The sequence below is a fragment of the Kitasatospora sp. NPDC096077 genome, from assembly GCF_040303245.1.
Taxonomy (GTDB): domain Bacteria; phylum Actinomycetota; class Actinomycetes; order Streptomycetales; family Streptomycetaceae; genus Kitasatospora.
In genome coordinates this window covers 5,397-30,091 of the sequence record NZ_JBEOSV010000002.1, presented here as the reverse complement: position 1 = coordinate 30,091, position 24,695 = coordinate 5,397, and the positions used below count along the sequence as shown (strand labels likewise).

At 72.1% G+C, this 24,695-nt stretch carries 25 protein-coding genes; 12 read left to right on the top strand and 13 right to left on the bottom strand.

The window, feature by feature from the left end; genetic code table 11:
• Positions 1–45: 45 nt before the first annotated feature.
• Entirely contained in the window at positions 46–2,220 is a 2,175-nt protein-coding gene (gene helR, locus ABTZ03_RS01975) for an RNA polymerase recycling motor ATPase HelR (protein ID WP_350510905.1), read from the bottom strand.
• Positions 2,221–2,375: 155 nt separating this feature from the next.
• Positions 2,376–3,305: an NAD-dependent epimerase/dehydratase family protein gene (locus ABTZ03_RS01970; RefSeq protein ID WP_350510904.1), complete on the bottom strand. Its 930-nt coding sequence runs from the start codon at positions 3,303–3,305 to the stop codon at positions 2,376–2,378.
• 120 nt (positions 3,306–3,425) lie between these two features.
• Between ABTZ03_RS01970 and ABTZ03_RS01965 the strand changes: the two genes are divergently transcribed.
• On the top strand, positions 3,426–4,397 hold the full coding sequence (locus tag ABTZ03_RS01965) for a GlxA family transcriptional regulator (RefSeq protein WP_350510903.1): 972 nt from the start codon (positions 3,426–3,428) through the stop codon (positions 4,395–4,397).
• Between the two features lie 370 nt (positions 4,398–4,767).
• Here the strand turns inward: ABTZ03_RS01965 and ABTZ03_RS01960 are convergent, their stop codons facing one another.
• A complete protein-coding gene (locus tag ABTZ03_RS01960) occupies positions 4,768–6,144 on the bottom strand; it encodes a hypothetical protein (RefSeq protein WP_350510902.1) in 1,377 nt (458 codons plus the stop codon).
• Between the two features lie 322 nt (positions 6,145–6,466).
• Here ABTZ03_RS01960 and ABTZ03_RS01955 point away from each other — a divergent pair, with 322 nt between their 5' ends.
• From ABTZ03_RS01955 to ABTZ03_RS01925, 7 genes are all read left to right on the top strand, one after another.
• Entirely contained in the window at positions 6,467–7,108 is a 642-nt protein-coding gene (locus ABTZ03_RS01955; RefSeq protein ID WP_350510901.1) for a Crp/Fnr family transcriptional regulator, read from the top strand.
• 113 nt (positions 7,109–7,221) lie between these two features.
• Positions 7,222–8,013 (top strand): hypothetical protein, encoded by a 792-nt coding sequence (locus ABTZ03_RS01950; protein ID WP_350510900.1) that lies wholly within the window; start codon positions 7,222–7,224, stop codon positions 8,011–8,013.
• Entirely contained in the window at positions 8,010–8,306 is a 297-nt protein-coding gene (locus ABTZ03_RS01945; RefSeq protein WP_350510899.1) for a hypothetical protein, read from the top strand. The genes ABTZ03_RS01950 and ABTZ03_RS01945 overlap by 4 nt, the downstream gene beginning before the upstream one ends.
• On the top strand, positions 8,297–9,031 hold the full coding sequence (locus tag ABTZ03_RS01940; RefSeq protein WP_350510898.1) for a hypothetical protein: 735 nt from the start codon (positions 8,297–8,299) through the stop codon (positions 9,029–9,031). Before ABTZ03_RS01945 ends, ABTZ03_RS01940 begins: the two co-directional genes overlap by 10 nt.
• Entirely contained in the window at positions 9,028–9,336 is a 309-nt protein-coding gene (locus tag ABTZ03_RS01935) for a helix-turn-helix domain-containing protein (protein ID WP_350510897.1), read from the top strand. Before ABTZ03_RS01940 ends, ABTZ03_RS01935 begins: the two co-directional genes overlap by 4 nt.
• A complete protein-coding gene (locus ABTZ03_RS01930; protein ID WP_350510896.1) occupies positions 9,333–10,448 on the top strand; it encodes a hypothetical protein in 1,116 nt (371 codons plus the stop codon). The genes ABTZ03_RS01935 and ABTZ03_RS01930 overlap by 4 nt, the downstream gene beginning before the upstream one ends.
• A 557-nt stretch (positions 10,449–11,005) precedes the next feature.
• A complete protein-coding gene (locus ABTZ03_RS01925) occupies positions 11,006–11,227 on the top strand; it encodes a hypothetical protein (protein ID WP_350510895.1) in 222 nt (73 codons plus the stop codon).
• Here ABTZ03_RS01925 and ABTZ03_RS01920 read toward each other — a convergent pair.
• From ABTZ03_RS01920 to ABTZ03_RS01895, 6 genes are all read right to left on the bottom strand, one after another.
• A complete protein-coding gene (locus ABTZ03_RS01920) occupies positions 11,164–11,787 on the bottom strand; it encodes a DUF6099 family protein (protein ID WP_350510894.1) in 624 nt (207 codons plus the stop codon). The genes ABTZ03_RS01925 and ABTZ03_RS01920 overlap by 64 nt on opposite strands.
• 166 nt (positions 11,788–11,953) lie before the next feature.
• On the bottom strand, positions 11,954–12,316 hold the full coding sequence (locus tag ABTZ03_RS01915) for a nucleotide pyrophosphohydrolase (protein WP_350510893.1): 363 nt from the start codon (positions 12,314–12,316) through the stop codon (positions 11,954–11,956).
• Positions 12,317–12,396: 80 nt separating this feature from the next.
• The gene (locus ABTZ03_RS01910) at positions 12,397–13,770 is read right to left on the bottom strand and encodes an AAA family ATPase (protein ID WP_350510892.1); all 1,374 of its coding nucleotides are present in this window, start codon (positions 13,768–13,770) and stop codon (positions 12,397–12,399) included.
• 178 nt (positions 13,771–13,948) lie between these two features.
• Positions 13,949–14,791 carry a putative RNA methyltransferase gene (locus ABTZ03_RS01905; RefSeq protein ID WP_350510891.1) on the bottom strand — a complete coding sequence of 281 codons (843 nt, stop codon included), beginning with the start codon at positions 14,789–14,791 and terminating at the stop codon, positions 13,949–13,951.
• A 170-nt stretch (positions 14,792–14,961) separates the two neighbouring features.
• Positions 14,962–15,756, bottom strand: a complete 795-nt coding sequence (locus ABTZ03_RS01900; RefSeq protein WP_350510890.1) for an ATP-grasp domain-containing protein — start codon at positions 15,754–15,756, stop codon at positions 14,962–14,964.
• Positions 15,753–16,724, bottom strand: coding sequence for an ATP-grasp domain-containing protein (locus ABTZ03_RS01895; protein WP_350510889.1), 972 nt, complete (start codon positions 16,722–16,724; stop codon positions 15,753–15,755). The genes ABTZ03_RS01900 and ABTZ03_RS01895 overlap by 4 nt, the downstream gene beginning before the upstream one ends.
• Positions 16,725–16,965: 241 nt before the next feature.
• Here ABTZ03_RS01895 and ABTZ03_RS01890 point away from each other — a divergent pair, with 241 nt between their 5' ends.
• A complete protein-coding gene (locus ABTZ03_RS01890; protein ID WP_350510888.1) occupies positions 16,966–17,811 on the top strand; it encodes a GNAT family N-acetyltransferase in 846 nt (281 codons plus the stop codon).
• A 77-nt stretch (positions 17,812–17,888) separates the two neighbouring features.
• On the opposite strand, the gene ABTZ03_RS01885 is transcribed toward ABTZ03_RS01890, so the two are convergent.
• Positions 17,889–18,284: a fic family toxin-antitoxin system, toxin component gene (locus tag ABTZ03_RS01885; RefSeq protein ID WP_400917790.1), complete on the bottom strand. Its 396-nt coding sequence runs from the start codon at positions 18,282–18,284 to the stop codon at positions 17,889–17,891.
• Between the two features lie 29 nt (positions 18,285–18,313).
• Positions 18,314–18,550, bottom strand: a complete 237-nt coding sequence (locus ABTZ03_RS01880) for a toxin-antitoxin system HicB family antitoxin (protein ID WP_350510886.1) — start codon at positions 18,548–18,550, stop codon at positions 18,314–18,316.
• A gap of 341 nt (positions 18,551–18,891) precedes the next feature.
• Here ABTZ03_RS01880 and ABTZ03_RS01875 point away from each other — a divergent pair, with 341 nt between their 5' ends.
• The gene (locus tag ABTZ03_RS01875; protein WP_350510885.1) at positions 18,892–19,086 is read left to right on the top strand and encodes a hypothetical protein; all 195 of its coding nucleotides are present in this window, start codon (positions 18,892–18,894) and stop codon (positions 19,084–19,086) included.
• A gap of 119 nt (positions 19,087–19,205) precedes the next feature.
• Here ABTZ03_RS01875 and ABTZ03_RS01870 read toward each other — a convergent pair whose 3' ends face one another.
• Together ABTZ03_RS01870 and ABTZ03_RS01865 are read right to left on the bottom strand one after the other, a co-directional pair.
• Positions 19,206–20,501: a class I SAM-dependent RNA methyltransferase gene (locus tag ABTZ03_RS01870; RefSeq protein WP_350511197.1), complete on the bottom strand. Its 1,296-nt coding sequence runs from the start codon at positions 20,499–20,501 to the stop codon at positions 19,206–19,208.
• Between the two features lie 410 nt (positions 20,502–20,911).
• The gene (locus tag ABTZ03_RS01865) at positions 20,912–22,987 is read right to left on the bottom strand and encodes an APC family permease (protein WP_502894375.1); all 2,076 of its coding nucleotides are present in this window, start codon (positions 22,985–22,987) and stop codon (positions 20,912–20,914) included.
• Between the two features lie 247 nt (positions 22,988–23,234).
• Between ABTZ03_RS01865 and ABTZ03_RS01860 the strand changes: the two genes are divergently transcribed.
• On the top strand, positions 23,235–23,903 hold the full coding sequence (locus tag ABTZ03_RS01860; RefSeq protein WP_350510883.1) for a potassium channel family protein: 669 nt from the start codon (positions 23,235–23,237) through the stop codon (positions 23,901–23,903).
• Entirely contained in the window at positions 23,903–24,574 is a 672-nt protein-coding gene (locus ABTZ03_RS01855) for a potassium channel family protein (protein WP_350510882.1), read from the top strand. Before ABTZ03_RS01860 ends, ABTZ03_RS01855 begins: the two co-directional genes overlap by 1 nt.
• Positions 24,575–24,695 lie beyond the last annotated feature (121 nt).

Genomic DNA, 24,695 nt, shown 5'->3' with positions numbered 1-24,695 from the left:
CTCGCCCGGCGCCCGCCCGTACCGCCCGCCCCGCCCGTACCGCCGTCAGCGGCTGCGCAGGACCACCAGCTGCCGGGTCGCCCTGGTCATCGCGACGTAGCGGTCGACCGCGCCCTCGACGCCGTCGCCGAAGGCCTCCGGGTCGACCAGGACGACCAGGTCGAACTCCAGCCCCTTGGCCAGCTCCGGGGTCAGCGAACGGACCCGCGCCCGCTCCCGGAAGCCCGGATCGCCGATGACGCAGGCCGTGCCCTCGTCGTGCTCCGCGAGCCAACCGTCCAGGAGCGCCGCCAGCTCCGCCACCGACCCGTGCCGGACCGGGACGCCGCTGCTGCGCACCGAGGTCGGCACGTTGGCGTCCGGCAGCGCGGCCCGGATGGCGGGCTCGGCCTCCGCCATCACCTCCTCCGGCGTGCGGTAGTTGATGCTCAGCGAGGCCATCGTGGTGCGGTCGAGGCCGACCCGTTCGAGCCGCTCCTGCCAGGACTCGGTGAAGCCGTGCCGGGCCTGGGCGCGGTCCCCGACGATGGTGAAGCTCCGGGACGGGCAGCGCTGCAGCAGCATCTGCCACTGGGCGTCGGTCAGTTCCTGGGCCTCGTCCACCACGATGTGGGCGAACGGGCCGTCCAACGGCTCCGCGCCGGTGTCGAACAGCGCGTCCTCGTCGACCAGGGTGTCCTGGAGGTCCCGGCCGCGCAGCATCGTCACCACGCCCTCGCCGTCGTCGTCGGCCTGGATCAGGTCACCGATCACCTCCGCCATCCGCTCGCGCTCGGCCGCCACCGAGACCCGGTGGCGCTGCCGGCGCAGCGTCGCCTCACGGTCCCCCAGCCGCTGCCGGGCGGCGTCCAGCAGCGGCAGGTCGGAGACCGTCCAGGCCTGCGGGGCGTGCTTGCGCTGGAGCGTGCGGACCTCCTCCGGGGCCAGCTGGGGCGCGCACATCCGCAGGTAGGCGGGCACCGCCCAGAGGTCGCCGACCAGGTCGGTCGCGTCCAGCAGCGGCCAGGCCCGGTTGAGCGTCTCCACCAGCTCCCGGTCCTGCCGCAGCGACCGTTCGAACTGCTCGGGCGTGACCTCCTCGTCCTCGTCCTGCTCCAGCTTGTCCAGCAGGATCGTGACCAGCTCGTCCCAGATCTGCTCGCGGGCCTCGTTGTGCGGGGTGCCCGGGTCCGGGGCGTCGAAGGCCTCGGACCACTCCTCGGCGCTCAGCCAGAGGTCCGCCCAGTGGGTGCTGACCTGCAGCCCCTCGGTCGGCGGCTCCTCGTAGAAGCGGACGGCCCGGTCGATCGCCCGCACCAGCCCCACCGAGGACTTCAGCCGCGCCACCTCCGGGTCGGCCTCCTCCGCCGCGCCCGCGCCCTCGGGCACCAGGTCCCGCAGGGTGCAGGTGCGCACCCCCTCCTCGCCCAGGCTGGGCAGCACGTCGGCGACGTAGTTCAGGTACGGCTGGTGCGGGCCGACGAACAGCACGCCACCGCTCCTGCCGCCGGCCCGGTGGCCGAGCCGGGGGTCGGAGTACAGCAGGTAGGCGGAGCGGTGCAGGGCGACCACGGTCTTGCCGGTGCCGGGACCGCCGTCGACCACCAGGGCGCCGCGCGAACCGGCCCGGATGATCGCGTCCTGGTCGGACTGGATGGTGGCGAGCACGTCCCGCATCCGGGCCGACCGGCTGCCGCCCAGACCGGCGATGAACGCCGACTGGTCGTCCAGCGCGACGTGCCCCGCCAGGCCCTCGGCGGTGAACACCTCGTCCCAGTAGTCGGTGATCCGGCCGCGGGTCCAGCGGTACCGGCGGCGGCTCGTCAGACCCAGCGGGTCGGCGTGGGTGGCCGCGAAGAACGGCTCGGCAGCGGGCGAACGCCAGTCGACCAGCAGCCGGCGACCCTCACTGTCGGTGAGCCCGAGCCGGCCGACGTACAGCGGCTCGGCGTCGTCCGCGGCCACGATCCGCCCCAGGCACAGGTCCAACCCGTAACGGCGCAGCGCGCGCAGCCGGCCGCTCAGCCGGTACACCTCGATGTCCCGGTCCATCGCCGCCTGCCCCGCCCCACCCGGGGCACGGCGTACGGCGTCGAGCTGGTCGGAGAGCTCGGCGATCGCCCGCTCCAGGCTCTCCGCGATGGCCGCGAAGTGCCGCTCGTCGGCCGCGACGAGGGCGGGGGCGGCCTTCGCGGACAGGCGCTCGGGGAGGTCGAAAGCGCTGGTGGTCAGGGGGTTCATGGCATCAGCTCCGATCTGAGGCCTGCGATTGTGCGCCACCAGGGGGGCCTTGCCGCAAGACCCCCCACCCGCTATAGATTGATAGTGGCGGGAGGAGTGTTTTCCCCTCCCCTCCCCGCCTTCCGCCCCTCGCGGGCCTCCCGGAGCTCCGGCCCTCAGCCGGCAGTACCCAGGCGCTCCGCGGCCATCTCGTCCAGTACCGCGCGGATCGGCGTGGACGTCAGATTCAGGACCGCCGACGTGTTCGCCGCGTCGAGGAGGTTGGGGCGGTCGTACAGGTACAGCATCTCCGGGAATTCGGCCATGACGGAATCCTTCCGGCCGATCTCCTCCAGTTCGGCCCCGGTCATGTGGGCCAGCTCGGGAGCAGGCACACCGGCCGCCAGCGCCAGGGACGCGGCCAGCTCACGGACCGGGGCCTGAGAGGTGGACGGCGTGTGCCAGGCCCGGCCCCACGACTCCTCGCTCCGGGCCGCCGCGATCAGCGTGCGCGCGGCGTCACCGGTGTAGGTCCAGCTGTGCGGGGCGTCGAGTCGCCCCGGGTAGGCGACGGGCGCGCCGCTCAACACCTGCGCCCCCACCATGATGGTGAACGGCGAGTAGGCGCCGGCACCGAGGTAGTCGCTCGCCCGGACCTCCGTCACCCGCACCCGGCCGGCCTCGTACGCGGCGAGCGCGTCGTGCCACATCTGCGCCCTGACGCGGCCCTTGACACTGCTGGGTGCCATCGGAAGGTCCTCCGTGACGGGTCCGTCGACCGGCCCGTAACCATAGGTGTTGCCGAGCATCACATAGTCCGACCCACCGCGTTCCGCGGCCACCAGCAACGAGGCGGCCAGCGGCGGGAATTGGGACGGCCACCGGTCGTAGGCCGGCATGGCGCAGTTGAACAGGACCGCCGCCCCGCGGGCCAGCTCGACCAGCCGGCCGGTGTCGGTGGCATCCACGGCCACTCGCTCGATCCGCTCGTGCAAGGGCCCACCGCCCCGGCGGGTGACCAGCCGGACCTGCTCACCGGTGTCCGCCAACAGCCGCGCCGCAGCAGCGCCGGTGGCTCCGGCTCCCACGATGACGTACAAGGACACGCTCGTACTCCCTGGTTGATGGTTCACGAGAAGGGGCAGGCCGCCCCGACTGCTCCACCTTCCGCCGCGGGCGGCTCGTACAGTAGTGGCCCGAATGCCAAACATCCGGAGGTTCGGGCCATGCACCGCGTCGCCGTCGTCGCCGTCCCCCCTGCCACCACCTTCGACCTGTCCATCCCCGAGTTGGTCCTCGGCGAGACGGTCGTCGACGGCCGCCCCGGCTACCGGGTCCGCGTCTGCACCGCACGCCCCGGTTTCGTCGCCACCGGCGGCAGTCTGGAGGTCACCGTTCCCCACGGGCTGGAGGCCGTCAACGACGCCGACACCGTCATCGTGACCGGGACCGGGGCCCGCGAGGACGTCGACCCGCACGTCCTCACGGCCCTGCGCCGCGCGGCGACCGCGGGCAAACGCGTCGCCTCCATCTGCACCGGAGCATTCGTCCTCGCCCAAGCCGGACTGCTCGACGGGCGCAGCGCCACCACCTACTGGGCCAAGACCGCGGAGTTCTCCACGCGCTTCCCGTCGGTCCGGCTGCAACCCGACGTCCTGTACGTCGAGGACGGCAATGTGCTGACCTCCGCCGGGCTGTCCGCCGGCATCGACCTGTGCCTGCACCTGGTGCGTACCGACTACGGTGCCGCGACGGCCAACGCGGTCGCCAGGTTGGTGGTGGCGGCGCCGGTGCGGCCCGGCGGGCAGACGCAGTTCATCGCGACACCGCTGCCACCCGAGACGGGAACCTCGCTGGCCGCGACCCGGGCCTGGGCGCTCGACCGCCTGCACGAACCGCTCACTCGCACCGACCTCGCCACCCACGCGGCGAGCAGCGTCCGCACCCTGACCCGCAGGTTCCACGAGGAGACCGGACTGAGCCCGCTGCAGTGGCTGCTCCACCAGCGCGTGATCCGGGCCCAGGAACTCCTGGAGACGACCGACCTGCCGATGGACCAGGTCGCCCGGCTCAGCGGCCTCGCCACCCCCGACTCCCTGCGTCACCACGTGTCCCGACGCACCGGCCTGACTCCCACCGCCTACCGCACCGCCTTCACCCACGCCCCCCGCCGAGAAGGCGCCCCGAGCCCAGGCTGAGCCCCCATCCCAACCGCGTCCGACGACGGGGCCGGACCACGCCGAGGGCCCGGACCGCACGGAGCGGTCCGGGCCTTCGATCAGGGCGGGGGATACGAGATTCGAACTCGTGAGAGGTTGCCCCCAACACGCTTTCCAATTCTCACGAGCGGTGTCCGCCGGGGTTCACACCCGTCCTGATCTGCGCCGGAGGGAGCCTCGCCATAGCGTCCGGATCCTGCTGGACGGGCATGAATGAGACCAGAACTGAGACCGCCAGCTGCTGGCCGGTCCAGCAAGAAGCCGTCCCGGTTAAGCTCCGCCTGAATCGTGCCGCGGTCGATTGCCCTCCGTCTCACATTGGAAGCAGTCGTCGCGATTCAGTGCTGGTCTATCCCTGGACCACACGTATCGCGAGGGCAGTCCCGTCCGACCGGAAGGAGGTCGCGCCCCAGTCACTGACGTCGTCCGGCGTGGGCCATTCCATGCGGCGTTCGTACGCCTGTCGGCGGTACTCCTCGACATTGCCGTTCGCAAGAAGGGCGTACAGATCCGTGGCCATACCGGAGAAGGCCTCGACGCGACGGCCGTTGATGCGGAAGACCTGGTCGGTACCGACGTAACGCTCGTCCGCGAAGGTGGCTTCTGCATCGTGGACACTTGCCGTACCGGCGAACGCCGTCTCGCTGAAGTGTTTGCCTCCTTGCTCTGCTATCAGGTATTGGCCCACTGTCCCTCCACCGCCAGCCAGTGAGAGCTGGCCGGCAGCGTGGGCCCGGGCGACGACCCGGCCGAACCAGGCGAGTTCCTTCTCTGGGACACAGAAGGCATTGTGCCGGGAGGTGCCGTGCTTCGTCGGGACAGTCACGGAGTTCACGTACGGCAGAGCGCGACGGCCGATGGCAACGTCAGCGCTGCCGGCACCGAATGCTGGCCGCGTGGGGAGTACGACACCTCCCTCGGCCTGAAGCATGTGGACGGTGACTCCGGCCTTGGCCAGGAACTCGGTCGACGTCAGGAGCGCTGGGGTGTCATCCCACCGGCCCAGGTGAAGGCGTGCCACCCGCTCGCTGCTCCGGGCCAGTTGCTTGAACGTCGTGCGGGAGCTCGTGGATGTCTTGGCCGTCACAGCCTGGTGGTTGCCGTTCACATTCACCACGAAGACCCGTGATCCCTCGCCAGGCCGCCACACCTCCAGCAGGAAGTCCGGCCGCGGCCTCGCGCCCAGCGTCGCCGCCGGCTTGATCCGGGCGAAGCCGGGAAGCAGGGCGATATCGGCGTCAAGGATGCTGACAAGGTGGTCCGGAAACCGCTTGCTGATCACCCGCTCGGCGACCGCGAGCCCGAAGGCCTTGCCCAGCTCCCGTGCCTGCATGGCCCGGTAAGAGAGCTCGGGCGCTTTCCCCTCACGTGTGAGGCGCATACTGCCGTGCCAGTCTCCGGCGAAGGCACGGCAGTACTTCAGACCCTGCCAGTGCTCGGCCAGGCCTCTTCCGCGTCCCTGTCGTGCCAGGGTCGTAGCGCGTGCGAACGTCGCCAGCAGGTCCCACGGGGTTATCTGCAGCGGGAGGCCCTCAGGAAAGCGGACTTGATCGAGGTTCGGCTTGCGGGGGCCGTGGATGTCCTTCTTGATCCCTTTCTTCGCCCGCTCGCGATCGATGGCGGCAGCGGCCTTGCCCATTCCCTCAACGAGTGCGGACGACGAATTCACCTGCACGGCCAGCGACTCGTTGAGACGTTCGATGACTTCGAAGGCTGTGGAGTCCATGACTCTGGACAGTAGGAATCGTGGCCAGAATCGACAAGAGGGCCTACTTGCATGGTGGTCCATTCAGGCCAAGACGGTACTGAAGGCCGGGCATTCCACCTGCGGCGGGCGCCCGATGTGCGCCCCGTGCACACGCACCACATCGGATGCTCCTCGCACGCTCTGTCCGCTCGAATCCGCGTCTGATTTCCTGACCGGGCAAGCAGTTGTGTCGACCATGAGGTGGGATATGGAGCGTACGGCCCAAGGGACAGCAGGGTGCTGCACGGATGGTACCGGCCGGCGCCGTCCTACTCTCTTCCTCGGTAGCCTGCCGGGGACGGTGCGGGAGGAACTGCTTAGTATCGGTTCCCCGCAGCGGTATTCGCCGGGGCAGGAGATCCTGCTGGAAGGGGCACGAGAAGATTACCTGGTGCTCCTGAAGTCCGGTCGAGTGAAGGTCACTGGCAGGCTCGGCAGCGGGCAAGAGGTTCTGATCGCCATTCGCGTCGGCGGGGACGTGGTCGGGGAGATGGCTGTGATCGACGATGTGCCAAGGTCGGCCACGGTGACGGCAAGTGACGATGTTGAGGCGTATGTCATCCAAGGCTGGGCGATGCGGCGCTTCCTCGAAGAGCGCCCCGAGGTCACCCTTGAGATCGCGCGGCTCAGCACCCGCCGCCTGCGCAAAGCGAATTCCTGGCGCATCGCGTTCGCCGACTCCTCGGTTCGAGTGCGGCTGGCCTGGATGCTCGCCGAACTCGCCCAAGAGCACGGCATCGCTGTCCGCTCGTACGTTCTAATCTGCCTCGATCTCACGCAGACCGAACTCGGAGCCTTCATTGGAGCGAAGCAGAGCGCGGTGCACAAGACATTGGCGAGTTTCCGTGACGAGGGGATCATCACGACCGGCAGTCGCCGGATGGAGGTGATGAAGCTGGACCGCCTCCGGGAGATTGGAGGTCTGCCGACGATCGGCCGCTGAAAAGACCTAGCAACTCGCATTTTTACGCCTTGTTTCGCGAATCCGGACCACCTGGCACACAGTTGGCGTCAAGCGCAACCAACTACCCACTCTCATCGAGCAGGTGATGGTTCATGACGTCGCACCCGACGGTCCGGACCTGGGACACGCCCAGGCCGGACGACAACCGCCGCCTCTGCCTGGCAGCGGACATCGAGCAGTACAGCCGCTTCGACACCCCGGACCAGTGGGCCGCGCAGGCCCGACTCGCCCGAGCGATGCGGACGGCCGCCGAACGCAGCGGGCTGGACCACGGCAGGTGGTCCAGCCAGCCGCAGGGCGACCTGGAGTTTGCGGTCCTCCCGCCCGGTACCCCCGAGGAGTTGGTCCTGGGCGAGTTCGTTACGCACTTGGCAGCCGAGCTCGGCGGCTACAACGCAACCCGCCGGCCCCCGGGGCGGATGCGGCTTCGGCTGGCCATCGACATTGGAGTGGCAGCCAAGGCGGCCCTGGGCTTCTCCGGCCCCGCCCCGATCGCGGTGGCCCGCTACCTGAACGCTCCCGAGGTGAAGCAGGCGCTGGCGACCGCCATGTCGGCGAGCCTGGTCGTGGTGGTCTCCGACCAGTTGTACCAGGACGTGGTGCGCTCGCGGAGCCACGGACTCGACCCGGAGCAGTACCGCCGCATCCACGTGCAGCAGAAGGAGTTCGCCGGGTATGGCTGGGTCAGGCTGCCGGGGGCGGACCCACAGGACGAGCGGAAGCCCTGCCCGGGTGCGCCGGCGGGCGAGCCGTGGCACTTGGCGCGAGCCGAGGAGAGGGCACAGCCGAGCTTCGTGCAGCACGGCGTCCACGGCACCGCCGTCCAAGGCGTGATCCACGGCTCCGTCGTCTATGAGCCAGTGCCGGGCAGGGCCGGCCGATGAGCGACGACCCGGTCGCCGGAGACTGCACCGTCTGCGGGAAGGTGCCGGGCGGCAACTGCCAGCAGGGCACCCAGGGCCTCTCGGTCCAGGGCCAGACCGGAGACGTGCACTACTACGCCGCAGCGTGCGGCCACCACTCCGTCGCGGGTGTGCGGCGGCGCACAGCCGGCTTTTCGCCGGTGCCGTACGAGATGTTGCGTGAGGAACTGCACCGGATCACTCGGGCCTGCTCGCGCCTCGTGGACGACCTGCGTGCCACCCCCGACTCTTCGGAAGGTTCACCATGGGACTGATCACCCACAGCCGGGTGTTCGACGTGCTGGAGCACCGGTTCCGGCCCGCCGAACTGCCCTTCCTGGTCACAACGGCCGAGGGCTTGACCCGGCTCTCCACGCTGGCGGCCCGACGGGCACTGTACGGCAGGTCGACGGACTCCCGGCTTCGCGAGGAAATCTGGCGCGAGACCGTCCGTGCGGCGCAGCGTGACACCGGCACGGCCGGACCTGACCGGCTGTTGGCGCTCTGGATGGCGCTGCCTGCGATGCGGCGCACCCTCCACCGGATCGCGCTCTGGTGGACGATCGATGGGCGGGAGCTTGAATCCGAGGCGCTGCTCGCCCTGTTGGCAACACTCGCGAACGTGGACCCGCAGGCCCAGGAGGTCGGTCCAGCCCTGCTGCGTCCCGCCGTCAACCGGGTCTGGGCGTTCGCCCAGGCCAGCTTCCGGGAGCGGCCGGTGTCGGACATTGCGGCGCTTGCCGCCGCGCACCTGGCCATGGAGTCGCCGGTCAGCGATTGGCAGAACGGCTGGGAGCTGTGCGTGTCGCCGCCTGCCAGGCCTGATGGCCTGTCGGCAACGGTGCGGTTCAGTGTCGCACCCGAGCGACTGGAGAGCTTTCGGCTGGGTGAGTTGGCAGGCCACCTGGGCCTCGGGGAGATCGTGCACCGGGCGCGGCGCCCGAGCGAGGGCAGCCGGATCGGAACGCTGTCGCTGCATCCGGTTGGAGGTCGGCGATGACCCCGCGCTCCGGCAGCTGGCTGTCGTTCGGAGAGGCGTTCGACCTACCGCTGGCCGTCGACCTGCGAACCGCCGCTCGCGCGCTCGGGCTCTGCCCCGCCACCGCCTACAAGCTCATCCACGAGGGTGGTTTCCCCTGTCTGGTCCTGCGCCTCGGGTGGCAGTACCGGATCCCCACTGCCAGCCTGCTTCGGACGCTCGGGATCGAGGAGCGCCCTGTCTACCCGGCTGATCTGCGAGCCGGGGTTGATCTCGCGGAACAGCGCCGCTATGCAACGGAGTTCGAAACGGAGGACTACGCATGAGCGTCGTGACCGTCGCTGACTCGGAGGCCAAAGGGGCGCCGATGACGACTTGCTTCGTCATCGCGCCCATCGGCAACGAGCACGCCCCGGACGGGAGCCCGGAGCTGCTGGCGTTCGAGGAGAACCTGGAGATCTTCGAGAAGGTGATCCTGCCCGCTTGCGCCAGGCATGGCATCGTCCCAGTCCGGGCGGACGGGATCGCCGACTCGGGCGAGATCACCGAGCAGATCTGCCGTCACGTGCTGCAGGACGACATCGTGATCGCCGACGTCACCGGCGGAAATGCCAACGTCACGTATGAGCTTGGGATCCGGCACTTGACTGGAAAACCCATCATCCACATCGGCGAGCACGGGCAGTTGCCGTTCGACCTCTCGCAAATCCGGACGATCATGTTCAAGCGCAGCCGGAGCGGGTTGATCAAGGCCAGGCGGGACCTGGAGAGCGCACTGGAGGGCGCCCTGCACAACGGGTTCGAACCGCTGACCCCGGCCCGGATCCTGTTCGGGCTGCCAGCGGTGGCATCGCTTCCGGTTGTGAGCGAGACGGAACCGGACGACCCGGATGCCCCCGGGCTGTTTGACCGCTTCGCTCGGGTGGAGGAGCAGATGGAGGCGATGACCGAGACCTCGGAGGCGATCGCCGGGTTCATGACGGTCATCGGCGAAGCCGCCGTGCAGGTCGGACCCGTGATGGAGCGGGCCTCCCAGCCAGGGGCGCCGATGAGCGCGTGGCTGCCGGCGATGACCGAGCTGGGGACGGCGATGACTGAGCCGGCCTCCGGTCTCCGGGAGGCATGCACCCGTTTCGCCGGGCAGATGGTGGAGATGGACGCGGCAGCCCAAACGGCGTTCGACGTCATTGCGGCGATGCCGCCCGAGCAGCGCACCGGTTCGCCGACCGGGTTCCTGGGGCAGATGATCAGCATCGCCGAGTCCACCCATGAGGTGGTCGGCGTCCTCGGTGAGGTCGAGGCCTACATGCGATGGCTGGCGAAGATGAGCCGAGAGCTGCGGGCGCCCGCCCGGGACATCTCGGCCGCGGCCAAGCAGGTGAGTGCCGCGATGACCCGGATCGCCGACTGGGAGCGGCGGGCCCGCACGCTGATCTGACCGTGCGGCGGGTGGCGCCACTTGCTCCACCATGGCCCAGCGGCTGAACCGGGTGTACACGGTCTCGGTGGGCACTGCCACTGAAAACGCAGAAGGCCCGGACCAGTGAACCGGTCCGGGCCTTTGCACAGGCGGAGGATACGAGATTCGAACTCGTGAGGGGTTGCCCCCAACACGCTTTCCAAGCGTGTTGAACAGCGCCCGAGCTCATGGACGCTTCGTGCTCGTGGGCCGGCACTCCTCTCGATGGTGCTTTTCTGGGCCCCGGCGCCGCGGTCGCGCGGCGCCGGGGCCCAACTTCTTGATTCAGTCGCTTCCTTGGGCCCCTCCCCCTCCCCCCTCCCCCGTCCGCCCACCCTCCTCCTGCCCACCTCCGCTCCACCCCGGTGGATCCGGTCCCTAGCCGAGGGCGTGCCGCAGCGGCAACCTCGGATCACCCGGGAGGCTTACCGCGTACCGGAGTTGGACCGCATCGGGTGGTGCGCGGTGACCGGCCGCCGGAACGGTTCGTTGGTCGCTGCGGCACACCGCACCACCGATCCGAAGAGGTCCCCGTCATGTCCGAACCCTCCGCCACGCCGCAGTTCCCGAGCGGCCCGGCCGGGCCCGCGACCCCCAAGACCCTGCTTGAGCAGATGCAGGAACTGCTCGCCTCGGTGACCGCGGACCTCGCCGCGCTGCAGTCCGACACCCGGGACATCACCCCGGCCCACGCCTACCCGGCCGACACGGACACCTCCGACACCTCCGACGCCTCGGCCACGCCGGTCACCCGGTAGTCGCTCGGGCCGTCCTCGCCCGGCGGGCCGAGCCGGACCACCAGTAACGGCGCACTCCGACCGTCCGGTTCCGGCTCCGCGCCACCGAGCACCGTACGCTCCGCTCCGCCACCCCTATCAGCCGCCTCGATCAAGCGCGCGGTCACGTCCTTGCACTCCGACACCGCGTCGACCCCGTCGATGCACGCCCAGTAGAGGCTCTCGCTGTCGGCCCCGCAGGCCAGCACCACGAGCGTCTCCCCGACCTCCCGCAGCAGGTCGTCCAGTGCCTCCAACGCCACTGCCGGTTCGCCGAGTTCGGTGATCCGGCCGACCCGGCCGCCGTGCACCAGGGCGTTCGTGGCGACGGACCTGCCCAGGCAGATCGCGGCATGCGCGCCCGCCTCAGAGAGCTGCCGGCCGAGCCCCGGGAGGTCGTCGTCCTCCTCCGACTCCGTCAGCAGGGCGCCCACCGCCTCGGTGAGCAGCGCCGCCCGCCGTGCCTCGGCCAACACATCCGGCACGTGCCTGGCCTCGACCAGGGCGTGCCGGGCCGTCTTGATCAGTCGCAGCGCCTCCATGGCCCCGTTCCTTCCGCTCGTCGTCGCCGTCGACCAGCTCCGCCGCCGGGGCGGTGAGTGGTCACGGGGAGAGCGTGCGGGGAGGGCGGGGTGGGGCGCATCCACCATTCGGAAAGCTGTGGACAACCCGGGGGTTGTGGATAACTTCCGTCCCTCACACGGGTGGTCAGCCCACGCCCGGGTTGACGTCGGCCTCCTCGTCCGGCACCGGGAAGCGGTGTTCGTTGCGCTCGATCTTGGCCGCGAGCGCTTCCAGGGGGTCGACCCCGACCGCCGTGCAGAACTGCACCAGGTACGCGAGCACGTCCGCGACCTCGTCGCGGACCCGGTGGGCCCGCTCCGGGTCGGACATCACCGCGGCCGCCTGCTCGGGCGTGAGCCACTGGAAGATCTCCAGCAGCTCCCCGGCCTCGACGCTCAGCGCCGCCGCCAGGTTCTTCGGCGTGTGGAACGGCTCCCAGCGCCGGGCCGCCGCGAACTCCACCAGCCGTTGCCGCAGCCCCTCCAGGCTCGGCTCCCCGGGCGTCACCACCGGCTCCACCGGCACCGACCCGGGCCCCGAATCCGACACCGACCCCAACCCCGACACCGACCTCGTTACTCGCTCGTTCACGCCCCCAGGTCTACCGCATCACCGCCCCCGGCCGAAGCCGAGCCCTCCTCCCCCCGCCCGCACTGGACCGGCACCCGGCTCGCCTCCGCCCTCAGCACCGTCAGCCCCGTCCCCGGATCCCGCCGACACTCCACCAGCGCCACCTCCCCCGACCGCCCCTCGCCCGCCCCGAACGCCTCCCGGGCCGCCGCCGGCCCTTGCAACGCGGCCACCACCCGCAGCTGGTTGCGCCCGGCCATGTCCCGCGCCAGCCGCAGCAGCGAGGCGGCCTGCTCGGTGGCCAGCCCCGCCCCGAGGTCCTCGGCGAGCACGGTGAGCTGCCGGTGTGCCCACGGCACCTCGGCGGCCACGTCGAGGTCGAGCACCCCGGCACCGGTCAGCAGCACCGCCGCGAAGGCGAGGTGGCGCAGCATCCCGTCGGAGGCCTGGTCGGCCCCGGTGCGGCCGAGCACGCCCTCGTCGAAGACGGCCAGCACCCGCCGCGCCGCCCCGCGCTCACCCTCGCGTTCGGCGAGGGTGAGCCCGAGCAGCGGGTGCGGCGCGGCCGTCTGGACGGCCCGCAGCAGTTGCCCGTAGCGGCGCGGGCACTCGTGGGCGAGCCGGTGGATGACGGCCGAGATGTTGGCGGCGTTGCTGCGCAGCCGGGCCTGCGGGTCGGCTGCGGCCCAGCCGCGCATCAGGGCGGGGACCGGGTGCAGCGGGAAGACCTCGCGCAGCGCGGTGAGGAGGTCCTCGGTGGCGGCGAGGACGAGTCGTTCGCCGGTGGACGAGCCGGCCACCCGCAGCGGCAGCTGCGCGGCGATCATGGTGCCGCTGGGGAACGGCGCCCGGATGTCGCCCTGACGGGTGTCGTTGTGCCAGCAGACGTTGACGCGCCCGTTCCGGACGTCCTGTTCACCGGTGTCCACCAGGGTGCGTCCGTCGAGGCTGAGTGACTCCCGGGCGATCCGGACCGCTCCGTCGGTGCGGATGACCAGGTCGAGCCGGATCCGGCCGCGCGGCGAGCGGACGGTGCAGCCCAGGATGACGGCGTCCCGTCCGTGCGGGACACAGCCGGCCAGGCCGCCGCGCACGGGGGTGGCGAGCGGGCCGGTGCGGGCCGGCAGTCCGTCCAGGGAGCCGGCGATCTCCTCGCCGAGGGCGAGCCGGGCGAGTACGGCCAGCGCATCCAGGGCGTTGGACTTGCCGACCCCGGCCGGCCCGTGCAGCACGGTGAGCGGCGCGAGCGGCAGGACGGCCCGCCGGTAGGACTTGAAGGAGGTGAGCCGCAGCTCCTCGACGGTGGGGCGTGGCACGGGCGGCCGGTCGGGCCCCGGGGCGCTCGGGCGCAGTTGGGCCGGCCCGACGGGCGCGGCGACGTCGCGGTTCACCCGTCGGACGTTAGCCGCAGCCGGGCGGGGCGAAACGTCTCTGCGCGCCAGATTCATCCCAACGTGGCGAACCTGCCGCACACCGCTGACCGGGCCCGCCCCGGCGGATCCCGCCGCTCCCGCCGCACTCCCGGCAGCGGCCGCACGGGTAGCCGCCGGACGAACCGGAGCGGAGGGCCTACACCGACCGCCGGTACCCGGCCACCATCACCGAAGCGGTCACCTCGACCGGTTCCGGCAGCTCCGCGAGGGCGGCGGCGAGCCGGTCGGGGTCGGTGTGCCAGGCGCTCGGCCCCATGCCGACGACGGTGCGGACGTCCTGCGCGGAGAGCCGCAGGGTGAACTCGACCGACTGCTGGTCGACCGGCGTCAGGTAGGGGCCGAGCTTCTCGTCGATCCGCCGCTGCTTGTCCTCGTCGACCGACAACAGGCCGAGAGCGGAGACGAGTTCGCACAGGTGGCGGGCGGTGGGCGAGACCAGCAGCAGGGTGCCGCCGGGGCGCAGCACGCGGCGGATCTCGGGGCCGTTGCGCGGGGCGAAGACGTTGAGCATCAGGTCGGTGGAGGCGTCGCGCAGCGGCAGTGGGCGCCAGGCGTCGCAGACCACGGCGCCGATCCGGGGGTGGGCCTTGGCGGCGCGGCGCAGCGCGTACTTGGAGATGTCGAGGGCGGCGCCGACCCGGCCTGGCAGGGCCTCCAGGACGTGGGCCAGGTAGTGGCCGGTGCCGGCGCCGAGGTCGGCGACCAGGCCCTCCGGGTCGGCGCCGGCCGCAGCGGCGGCCTCGGCGAGGGCGTCGGCGATCGGCCGGTAGTGGCCGGCGGCGAGGAAGTCGGCCCGGGCGGCGACCATCTCGGCGGTGTCCCCGGTGCCGGTGTGGGCGTCGCCGGCGAGGAGGCTGACATAGCCCTGCTTGGCGAGGTCGAAGCTGTGCCCGGCGGGGCAGCGCAGGCTGCGCTCGTGCCGGGTGAGGTCCTGCGCGCAGTGGGGGCAGGCCAGGTAGGGCTCGATGTCCTGCAGCAACGTTCCGTCTTCTCTCGCCGTTCGGCCCCGACCGGTCGGGGGCGTCAGCCAGCCTAACCACCCACGCCGGCGACGGCCGCCCGCGCTGCGCCGGCACCGACCGGCCGCCCACCGTCGCGCAGACGCCGCCGGTACGCCGCCGTAGCGCACGCCGACGCGCCGCGAGCACGCTAGCGAGACCCGGCGGCCCGCTCCCCCGCCACCCGCAGGGCGAGCCCGGCGACGGCCTCGGGCGCGCCGGGCCGCCCGCGGATGCCGGGGAAGGCGTTGACGTCCACGATCACCGGCTCGGCGGCCCCGTCCAGCAGGTCGACCCCGTACACCTGCAGCCCGAACACCTCGCCGACCCGCAGCGCCAGCGCGGCCTGTCCGGCGGACGGCTCCCATTCCTCCGCGGCCACCGACTCCTCGCCCTCCGGGGAGAGTTCGGAGCGCCGCCGGGCGGCGAACAGCTGCCCGTCGACCACCCACAGCTTCTGGTCCCAGCCGTTCCCCCGGACGTACGGCTGGATGACGACCTCCTCCGCCGGCCAGCGTCCGACCAGCTCCCGCAGCCGGTCCGGACCGTCGACCAGCGCGACCAGGTCGTGGCGCCGGCTGTGTCGGCTCTTCACCACGAACGGGTCGGCGGGGCAGGCGAGTCGGGCCAGCACCCCGGCCGCGAGCGTCGGCGCGAACGGCAGCCCGGCGCCGCGGGCGAGCTCCGCCATCCGCACCCGGTCCTGACACCGTCCGGTCGCCGCCGCCGAGTTGACCACGACCGCCCCGCGCCGCTCCAACTCCCGTGCCAGCGCCAGCGCTTGCGGTGTCCGCGCCTTGAGCAGGTAGACGTCGGCGAGGGCCCCCGCTCCGACGGCGCCGTCCGGCCCGACGTGCTCCATCCGGCATCCCCGCCGCGCCAGCGCCCCGGCGGCGGCCGCGAGCACCGGATGCCCCGGGTCGCGGGCGATCAGTCCGACCCTCATCCCAGCCCACCCTCCGCCAGGCCGAGCCGGCCACCGTCGCCGCCGCCCGCCGACACCAGCGCGGGCACCGACCCCGAAGGCACCGAGGACACCGCAGGCACCACCGACACCGAGGACACCGCCGACACCGAAGGCACCGAAGGCACCGACACCGCCGTCCCGCTGCGCGCGAGCCGCAGCACCGCCCGGGCGACCCGGGCCACCGCGTCCGGCACCTGCCGGAAGCTCGGGAAGTCGTTGACGTCCACCACCACCGGCCCGTCCGGCCCGAGCAGCACGTCGACCCCGTACAGGTCCAGCCCGAACACCTCGCCCACCTGCGCCGCGATCCGCGCGACGCTCCCCGGCAGCGGCACCGGCCGCTCGCGCACGGCGTGCCCGGGGTGCAGCGGGGAGGACCGTTCCGTCGCGAAGAGTTCGCCGTCGACGCAGTACACCTTGAGGTCCGTGCCGCCGTTGGGGACGTACGGCTGCGCGATCAGCAGCCCCTCCCGGGCGAGTTCGGGCCCGAGCGCGGTCAGGTCGTCGGGCCCGGCGACCAGCCGCACGCCCCGCCCGGAGCTGCCGTCCGCCGGTTTGACGACCAGCGGGTACTCGGCGGCCGGGATGTCGGCGAGGCGCTCCCAGCGGGCGGCGGCGTAGGTGACCGGGACGGGCAGGCCGCGGGTGCGGGCGATGACGGCGGCGAGCGCCTTGTCCCGGACGCCCCGGATCGAGCGGACGTCGTTGACGGTGGTGAGGCCCACCGCCGCGGCCGCCTCCAGCAGGGTGAGCCCGGGGCCGCCGGAGACGGTCTTGAGCACCCAGGCGTCGTGGCTGCCGGCCCGGACCGCCTCGGAGATCGCCAGCAGCGAGTCGCCGGGACGCAGCACGTCCACCCGGTGCCCCCACGCGGTGAGTTGACGCACGACGTCCAGCGGCATGCCGTCCCGCCGGTAGTGCTCCTCCACCAGAAAGCAGAGCCTCATGGGCCTGACTTCCCCCCTTGCCTCGCCGAGTACGGACGTCCGCCGTCCCCCTCGGCAGAGCTGTGAAGGCCTCAGCATGCCCGGCGCATACGCACAAGATCGCCGCGAGCGGGTCATCGTTCGGCAACAATCGTTCGGCAACGACCCTTCGGCGGCCACCACCAGACGAAGGCCGTTCGCCGGAGGCGGTTCCGCCGGAATTCGGTGGCGCCCCACCCGCACCCCTGCTTGGATGCACGCCGTGACTTCAGCTGATCATGCTCCGGACCCCGCCCTGCTCCAGGCGATCGAGTGCTACTACGACGCCGTGCCGCGCAGCGCCGCCGTCGCCGAGGACTTCGGCCCGCTGACCCTGTTCGTCCGCAAGGGCGGCACCGGCTGGCACTACTACGCCCGCCCCACCCCCTGCCACGACGGCCCGGCCGCCACCGCCGAGGACGTCCGCCGGGTGCTGGAGCGGCAGCGGGAGTTGGGCCTGCCGGAGGCCTTCGAGTGGGTCGCCGAGCAGAACCCGGAGCTGCGCGCGGCGGTGGAGGAGGCCGGGCTGGCGGTGCACGAGCACCCGCTGCTGGTGCTCGGCCCGGAGGACGGGGCGGCCCCGGCGCCGGCCCTCCCGGAGCGGGTGACGGTGCGGGTGCTGGGCGCGGACGCCCCCGAGCTGGCCGCCGCGGTCGCCGTCCCGCACCTGGCCTTCGGCGACCCGGGCACCGCCATCGGCGCCGCCGGAGCGGCCGAACTGGCCACGGCCGCCGCCAGGTTGACGGACGAGGGCGCGGTGGCGCGGATCGCCGGGCGGATCACCGACGGTGTCTCCGCGCTGGCCGCCGTCCTGGACGGCGACGAGGTGCTGTGCGCGGGCCAGCACAACCCGGTGGGCCCGGTCACCGAGGTGGTCGGGGTCGGGACGCTCCCGTCCGCCCGTCGGCGCGGGCTGGGCCTGGCGGTGACCGCGGCCCTGGTGGCGCACGCCCGCGCGAACGGCGTACGGACGGTGTTCCTGTCCGCCGCGGACGAGGACGTGGCCCGGATCTACCGCCGGGCCGGCTTCCGCCCGTTCGCGACGGCCCTCATCGCCGAACCCGCGTAGGACTCACGGGGCCGCGCGGGGACCCGCACGACCCGCCCGGCCCAGGCCCCGACCCCGGACGGGGACGGGGACAGCGCTCAGTCGTCGTCCCCGTCCTCGTCCTCCGCCCCCGTGACGCCCTCCCCCTCCGCCTCGTCGACCACCCAGGCCGCCAGCCGTTCGGCGACCCCGGACACCCCGAGCCGCCCCTCCCGGATGGCCCGGGAGAGGCTGCGCACCTCGCGGGCGGTGGTGGCGACGGTGCAGCCGCTGGCGACGAGGTAGGCGTAGGCGACGGCGGTCGCGAAGAGCTCGTTGGTCTTCTCCAGCGCGGGCACCCGGATCAGCTGGTGCATCAGCGCCGCCGCGCGGTCCGGCGGTTCGGGGTAGACGGAGATGTCGAAGATCTCGGCCTGGTGCCGGGTGACCGCCGCGAGCAGCGAGCCGTAGTCGGTGACCTGCGGGTCACCGGGCGTGTACTGCTCGGCGGTCATGAGCAGCCACGAGAGGTCGACCTCCAGCTTCAACGGCGCACGTCCTGGAGCTCGCCCGACTCCCCGAACTCGGCGAGGAAGGCCGTCTCGTACTCCTTCATGAACTGTGCGGCGGCGTCGATGAAGGCCTGTCCCGACTCACCCATGTCCTGCTGGACCAGGCGTTCGATGTACTGGTTCATGCTGATCCCCTGCTGCTCCGCCCGTTCCCGGGCCATCTCCGCGGTCGTGGCGTCCACTCGGACGTTCAGCTGCTTCTTGCCCATGCCGTTCAAGCTAGCGCCGAAGTGCTAGCACAACAAGGGCGCACGCACACCGCCCGCACACCTGCCGCACGCCCCCGCGCAACCTGTCCGTCACCGAACCGCGGCCCGGACCGCCGCCCCACCCCGGAATCCGGACGGGAACCGAACGGGAAACCGGACGCGAGGCCGGACGGAGCACCGGACGGGAAGCCGAACCGGAAGCCCCCGGCCCCACACCGGTACCCGACCGGACCTACCCTGAACCTGACCGGACCCGACTTGAACAGTCCTGCACCATCCGGGACTCTGAACTCTCCCGAGCGTTCCCCGAGCGGCACCGACCGGTTTTCTGGAGGCCGGCAATGACAGCCATGTTCGACCAGGAGCTGCGCGAGCAGCTCGCCCAGGCCCGGCGGGACCTCGCGACGGCCCGGGCCGAAGGGGACGCCGACGGCGTCCAGGCGTACGAGGGCCGGGTCGCCTCACTCATCAGGCTCGCCGCCCAGCACGGCATCGACCTCCCGCACACCGCCGACGAGGAGGAGCACAACGAGTAGCGGCCCGCCGAGCGGCCCCGCGAACGCCGAGGAGGCGGCACCCGTGTGCCACGGGTGCCGCCTCCTCTCCGTCTCCTCGCCGTCTCCGGGGTCGTCCCCCGGTCAACGCGACTCCGGGATCACTTCCCGGCCGGCTCCAGGATCGCCACGCACTCGAAGTGGTGCGTCATCGGAAACAGGTCGAAGGCCCGCAGCGAGACCGGCCGGTAGCCGCCCTCGCGGAAGAACGCCAGGTCCCGGGCGAGCGCCGCCGGGTCGCAGGCCACGTACGCGATCCGACGCGCCTCCAGGCCGACCAGGTGCGCGACGGTCTCGCGCCCGGCGCCCGCCCGCGGCGGGTCCAGCACGATCAGGTCGGTGGCGGTGATGCCGGTGCGCGGCAGCAGCGTCTCGACCCGGTCGCACTCGATCTGCACGTTGTCCAGCGCGGCCAGGTTGTGCCGGGCGTCGACCACGGCCTGCTTGGACGACTCGATGCCGAGCACCGCACCGTCCTCGCCGACCCGGTCGGCCAGCGCGCCGGCGAACAGGCCGACCCCGCAGTACAGGTCGAGCGCGTTCTCGCCCCACTGCGGGTCCAGGCCGTCCAGCACCGCGTCGACCAGGGTGTCCGGCGCCTCCGGGTGGATCTGCCAGAAGCCGCCGTTGCTGACCCGCCAGGTCCGCCCGGCCGCCCGCTCGCGCACGAACGAGCGCCCGTGCACCTTGTGCAGGTCGCCCTGCGCGTCGACCCGGGCGATCGACACCGGCTTGTCCAGCTCGACCAGCGGCAGCTGGGCGCCGTCCCGCGGGGTCAGCACCACCTGACGGTCCGAGGAGCCGCTGGCGGCGAACGCCTCGACGCTCGCCACCCCCGGCCAGTCCCGGGACTCGATGCCCAGCTCGGTGACGCCCTCGGCGGCGATCAGGCAGCGGTCGATCACCTGCACCTCGTGCGAGCGGTACTTGCGCAGGCCGACCTTGCCGGACTCCGCGTCCACCGCGTACTGCACCCGGGTGCGCCAGGCCGGCACCTGCCCGGGCTGCAGCTTGCCGCCGACCGGCTCGACGCTGCCGTCCCAGCCCGCCTCGGCCGGGGTCAGCCCGGCCAGCTTCGCGAGCTGCTCGGTCAGCACCGACGCCTTGAGCTTGCGCTGCCCGCCCGGGGTGACGTGCTGCCAGTCGCAGCCGCCGCACTTGCCCGGTCCGGAGAACGGGCAGGGCGCCTCGATCCGCTCCTTGGCGGGTTCCAGCACCTCCACCGCGTCCGCGCGCAGGAACCGCGAGGTGGTGGTGCCCTCGGTCACCAGGGCGACCACCTTCTCACCGGGCAGCGCGTGCCGGACGAACAGCACCCGACCCTCGTGCCGGGCCACGCAGTGCCCGCCGCCGTGCGCGACCGGGCCGACCTCGACCTCGTAGCGCAGGCCCACCAGCGGATCCCCGGAGGGCGTCTCCGGCCGCGACGGACGCGCCGGACGCGCCCCCGCGCCGCGCAGCGCCTTCGGCGGCCGCACCGCCTGCTTGCGCGGCGCCTTCCCGGCAGCCCCCGCGGCACCCTTCTCGCCCCGAGCACCCTTCTCGCCCTGGGCGCCCTTCTGGGCGCGGACCGGCTTCTCGGCCCGCGCCGGCTTCTCGGCCCGGACCGGCTGCTCGACGGACGGCTCGCCCGGCACGACCGGCGCCGTGCGCGCCGTCAGTCCGTCACGGTCGGTGGCCTCCGGGCGCTGCGGCTTGCCCCAGCGCGGCCGGGCCACCTTTCCGGGCTGGGAGCCGCCCCGACGGGCGCCCTTGCCCTTGCCGGAGGCGCCGGAGGAGCCCGAGGAGCGGGGCGGAGTGTTGCGCGTCACTGGGAGGATTCCTTGCTGCGGTCGGAGGTGGCACCGGCGTTCTCACCGGCACGGACGGAATCCTTCGACTTTACGGCCTTCGGCGCCCGCGGCTCGCCACGGCGGACGGAGCCGGGCGGCGACCAGGCCTTCAGCGGCCTGCGCCGCTCCGAGGACTCCAGCTGCCAGGGCACCGAGGTGACCATCACCCCGGGCTTGAACAGCAGCCGCCCCTTGAGCCGCAGCGCGCTCTGGTTGTGCAGCAGGTGCTCGTACCAGTGCCCGACCACGTACTCCGGGATGTAGACCGCGACCACGTCGCGCGGGCTGCTGCGCCGCAGGTTCTTCACGTAGTCGAGGATCGGGCCGGTGATCTCCCGGTACGGCGAGTCCAGCACCTTGAGCGGCACCTCGATGCCGCGCTCGTCCCACTCCCGCCGCAGCGCCGCGGTGTCGGCCGGGTCGACGTTGACGGTGACGGCCTCCAGGGTGTGGGCGTGCGCCAGCCGGGCGTAGGCGAGGGCGCGCAGCGCCGGCTTGTGCAGCTTGGAGACCAGCACGATGGCGTGCACCCGGGTCGGCGGCACCGCGTCGTCCGGCTCCTCCGCGGCGGTGAGCTCCTCGGACACCCGGTCGTAGTGGCGGCGGATCCCCTTCATCATCACGAACAGCACGACCATCGCGGCGATCGCGATCCAGGCGTGGCCGATCTTGGTGACCAGGACGACGATCAGCACGGCCATGGTCATCACCAGGCCGAAGCCGTTGATGGCCCGGCTGCGCTGCATGTGGCGCCGCTCGGCCGGGTCGGTCTCGGTGCGCAGCAGCCGGGTCCAGTGCCGGATCATGCCGGACTGGCTCATGTTGAAGGAGACGAAGACGCCGACGATGTAGAGCTGGATCAGCCGGGTCGGGTCCGCGTCGAAGGCGATGATCAGCAGGATCGCGGCGATGGCCAGCAGGATGATGCCGTTGGAGAAGGCCAGCCGGTCACCGCGGGTGTGCAGCTGGCGCGGCAGGTAGCGGTCCTGGGCGAGGATCGAGCCGAGCACCGGGAAGCCGTTGAAGGCGGTGTTGGCGGCCAGCACCAGGATCAGTCCGGTGACGGCGGCGACGAAGTAGAAGCCGGGCGTGAAGTTGTTGAAGACGGCCTCGCTGATCTGTGCCAGCGCGGTCTTCTGGTGGTAGCCGGAGCCGGCGCCGACCAGCTGCTCGGACGGGTTCTCGGCCATCTGCACGCCGGTCAGCCGGGCCAGCCAGATGATGCCCATGAACATCACCACGGCGACGCTCGCCATCATCAGCAGCGTGGTGGCCGCGTTCTTGCTCTTCGGCTTGCGGAAGGCCGGGACGCCGTTGGAGATCGCCTCCACGCCGGTGAGCGCGGCGCAGCCGGAGGAGAAGGACTTCAGCAGCAGGAACACCATCGCGAAGCCGGCCAGCGATTCGTTGCCCGGGGTGGCGGCGAGGTGGAAGCCGGAGCTCTCGGCGGGCATGGACTGGCCGAGCACGAAGTGCCGCAGGAAGCCGTAGCCGACCATGCCCATCACGCCGATCATGAAGGCGTAGGTGGGGACGGCGAAGGCGGTACCGGACTCGCGCACCCCGCGCAGGTTCATGCCCATCAGCAGGACCACCACGACGACCGACACGATCGTCTCGTGCCCGCGCAGCGCCGGGACGGCGGAGACCACGTTGGCGACGCCCGAGGTGGTGGACACCGCGACGGTCAGCACGTAGTCGACCATCAGGGCCGCGGCGACCACCAGCCCGGCGGCCGGGCCGTGGTTGACGGTCGCCACCTCGTAGTCCCCGCCGCCGCTGGGGTAGGCGTGCACGTTCTGCCGGTACGAGGCGACGACGGCGAGCATCACGATCGCCACCACGACGCCGATCTGCCAGGAGAAGTGGATCGCCGAGGCGCCCGCGACGGAGAGCGTGAGCAGGATCTCCTCGGGGGCGTACGCGACCGAGGAGAGCGCGTCCGAGGCGAAGACGGGCAGCGCGATCCGCTTGGGGAGGAGCGTCTCCCCGAGTTTGTCGCTGCGCAGGGCGCGCCCGATCAAGAGGCGTTTCGGAAGGTCAGTCGGCATAGGCACGTTAAGGAATCGTAGGGGTTTCCCGGCGGGGCTTGCGCCGTTTATCCCCCCCTTCGTCGCGACTGCGTTCGGTGGACCGGCTAGCGTGTCGGATACGAGTCGGTGGGCAACACTCTGGTTGTCGAGCACAGTCCGGCCGACGCCCCACGAGGACCCTCGCCCCGGCGCACCCGGGCGGGAAACGGAGATGAACGGTGTTTGCGCAGGTCAAGAACCCTTCGGGACGGGTGAGGTAGCGCCGGTGCACATCGTCATCATGGGCTGCGGCCGCGTGGGCTCCGCCCTCGCGAGAACGCTGGAGAAACAGGGTCACTCGGTGGCCGTGGTGGACCAGGACCCGACCGCCTTCCGTCGGCTCGGCGCCGGGTTCAACGGGCGCCGGGTGACCGGGGTCGGCTTCGACCAGGACACCCTGCGCGAGGCGGGCATCGAGGAGGCCGGGGCCTTCGCCGCCGTCTCCAGCGGCGACAACTCCAACATCATCGCCGCCCGGGTCGCCCGGGAGACCTTCGGCGTGGAGAACGTCGCGGCCCGGATCTACGACCCGCGCCGAGCCGAGGTGTACCAGCGCCTGGGCATCCCGACCGTGGCGACGGTCCGCTGGACCGCCGACCAGATGCTGCGCCGGCTGCTGCCGAGCGGCGCCGAGCCGCTGTGGAACGACCCGAGCGGCAGCGTCCAGCTGGCCGAGGTGGCGTACCACCCGGCCTGGGTCGGTCAGCGGATCAGCAGCCTGGAGGAGGTCTCCGGCGCCCGGGTGTCGTTCGTCACCCGGCTCGGCGAAGGGGTGCTCCCCTCGCCGCAGATGGTGGTGCAGGAAGGCGACCTGGTGCACGTGATGCTGCGCCGGGCCGACCTGACGGCCGTGGAGGCCGCGTTCGCGCAGGGGCCGAAGGAGGAGGGTCACTGATGCGGGTCGCCATTGCCGGGGCCGGTGCCGTGGGCCGCTCGATCGCGGGCGAGCTGCTGGAGAACGGTCACGAGGTCCTGCTGATCGACAAGAACCCCAACTCCATCTCGGTGGAGCGGGTGCCCATGGCGGAGTGGCTGCTGGCCGACGCCTGCGAGATCACCTCGCTGGACGAGGCGGCGCTGCAGCGCTGCCACGTGGTGATCGCCGCGACCGGTGACGACAAGGTCAACCTGGTCGTCTCGCTGCTCGCCAAGACCGAGTACGCGGTGCCGCGGGTGGTCGCCCGGGTGAACAACCCGAAGAACGAGTGGCTCTTCAACGAGTCCTGGGGCGTGGACGTCGCCGTCTCCACCCCGCGGCTGATGTCCGCGCTGGTCGAGGAGGCGGTCAGCGTCGGCGACCTGGTCCGCCTGATGCGCTTCAGCCAGGGCAACGCCAACCTGGTCGAGCTGACCCTGGCCGGCGAGGCCGAGCTGGTCGGCACCCGGGTCGGCGACGTCACCTGGCCGCAGGACACCGCGCTGGTCAGCATCATCCGCGGCGGCCGGGTGCTGGTGCCGAGCAAGGACGACACCCTGGACGGCGGCGACGAGCTGCTGTTCGTGGCCGCGCAGGAGCGCGAGGAGGAGCTGGAGGAGCTGCTGTCCGCCACCTCCGGCGCCCAGTAGGACGGCCCAGTAGGACCGCACGCGCGTACGGCCGAGGGGGGCCGAAAGGCGGCCGGGGGGGGGGGCGGGGGGGGTGGGGGAGGGAGGGGGGGCGGTGAGCGGGGGGAGGCCCGTGGTGCAC

Bases quoted from the DNA above. Each gene is read 5' to 3' on its own strand.
- ABTZ03_RS01895 (WP_350510889.1), bottom strand. From the start codon at position 16,724: ATGAGGCTCTGCTTTCTGGTGGAGGAGCACTACCGGCGGGACGGCATG.
- ABTZ03_RS01945 (WP_350510899.1), top strand. From the start codon at position 8,010: ATGAGCGACGACCCGGTCGCCGGAGACTGCACCGTCTGCGGGAAGGTG.
- ABTZ03_RS01885 (WP_400917790.1), bottom strand. From the start codon at position 18,284: ATGACCGCCGAGCAGTACACGCCCGGTGACCCGCAGGTCACCGACTAC.
- ABTZ03_RS01935 (WP_350510897.1), top strand. From the start codon at position 9,028: ATGACCCCGCGCTCCGGCAGCTGGCTGTCGTTCGGAGAGGCGTTCGAC.
- helR (WP_350510905.1), bottom strand. From the start codon at position 2,220: ATGAACCCCCTGACCACCAGCGCTTTCGACCTCCCCGAGCGCCTGTCC.
- ABTZ03_RS01920 (WP_350510894.1), bottom strand. From the start codon at position 11,787: ATGGAGGCGCTGCGACTGATCAAGACGGCCCGGCACGCCCTGGTCGAG.
- ABTZ03_RS01925 (WP_350510895.1), top strand. From the start codon at position 11,006: ATGTCCGAACCCTCCGCCACGCCGCAGTTCCCGAGCGGCCCGGCCGGG.
- ABTZ03_RS01930 (WP_350510896.1), top strand. From the start codon at position 9,333: ATGAGCGTCGTGACCGTCGCTGACTCGGAGGCCAAAGGGGCGCCGATG.
- ABTZ03_RS01960 (WP_350510902.1), bottom strand. From the start codon at position 6,144: ATGGACTCCACAGCCTTCGAAGTCATCGAACGTCTCAACGAGTCGCTG.
- ABTZ03_RS01900 (WP_350510890.1), bottom strand. From the start codon at position 15,756: ATGAGGGTCGGACTGATCGCCCGCGACCCGGGGCATCCGGTGCTCGCG.
- ABTZ03_RS01875 (WP_350510885.1), top strand. From the start codon at position 18,892: ATGACAGCCATGTTCGACCAGGAGCTGCGCGAGCAGCTCGCCCAGGCC.
- ABTZ03_RS01965 (WP_350510903.1), top strand. From the start codon at position 3,426: ATGCACCGCGTCGCCGTCGTCGCCGTCCCCCCTGCCACCACCTTCGAC.
- ABTZ03_RS01855 (WP_350510882.1), top strand. From the start codon at position 23,903: ATGCGGGTCGCCATTGCCGGGGCCGGTGCCGTGGGCCGCTCGATCGCG.
- ABTZ03_RS01940 (WP_350510898.1), top strand. From the start codon at position 8,297: ATGGGACTGATCACCCACAGCCGGGTGTTCGACGTGCTGGAGCACCGG.
- ABTZ03_RS01865 (WP_502894375.1), bottom strand. From the start codon at position 22,987: ATGCCGACTGACCTTCCGAAACGCCTCTTGATCGGGCGCGCCCTGCGC.
- ABTZ03_RS01880 (WP_350510886.1), bottom strand. From the start codon at position 18,550: ATGGGCAAGAAGCAGCTGAACGTCCGAGTGGACGCCACGACCGCGGAG.
- ABTZ03_RS01950 (WP_350510900.1), top strand. From the start codon at position 7,222: ATGACGTCGCACCCGACGGTCCGGACCTGGGACACGCCCAGGCCGGAC.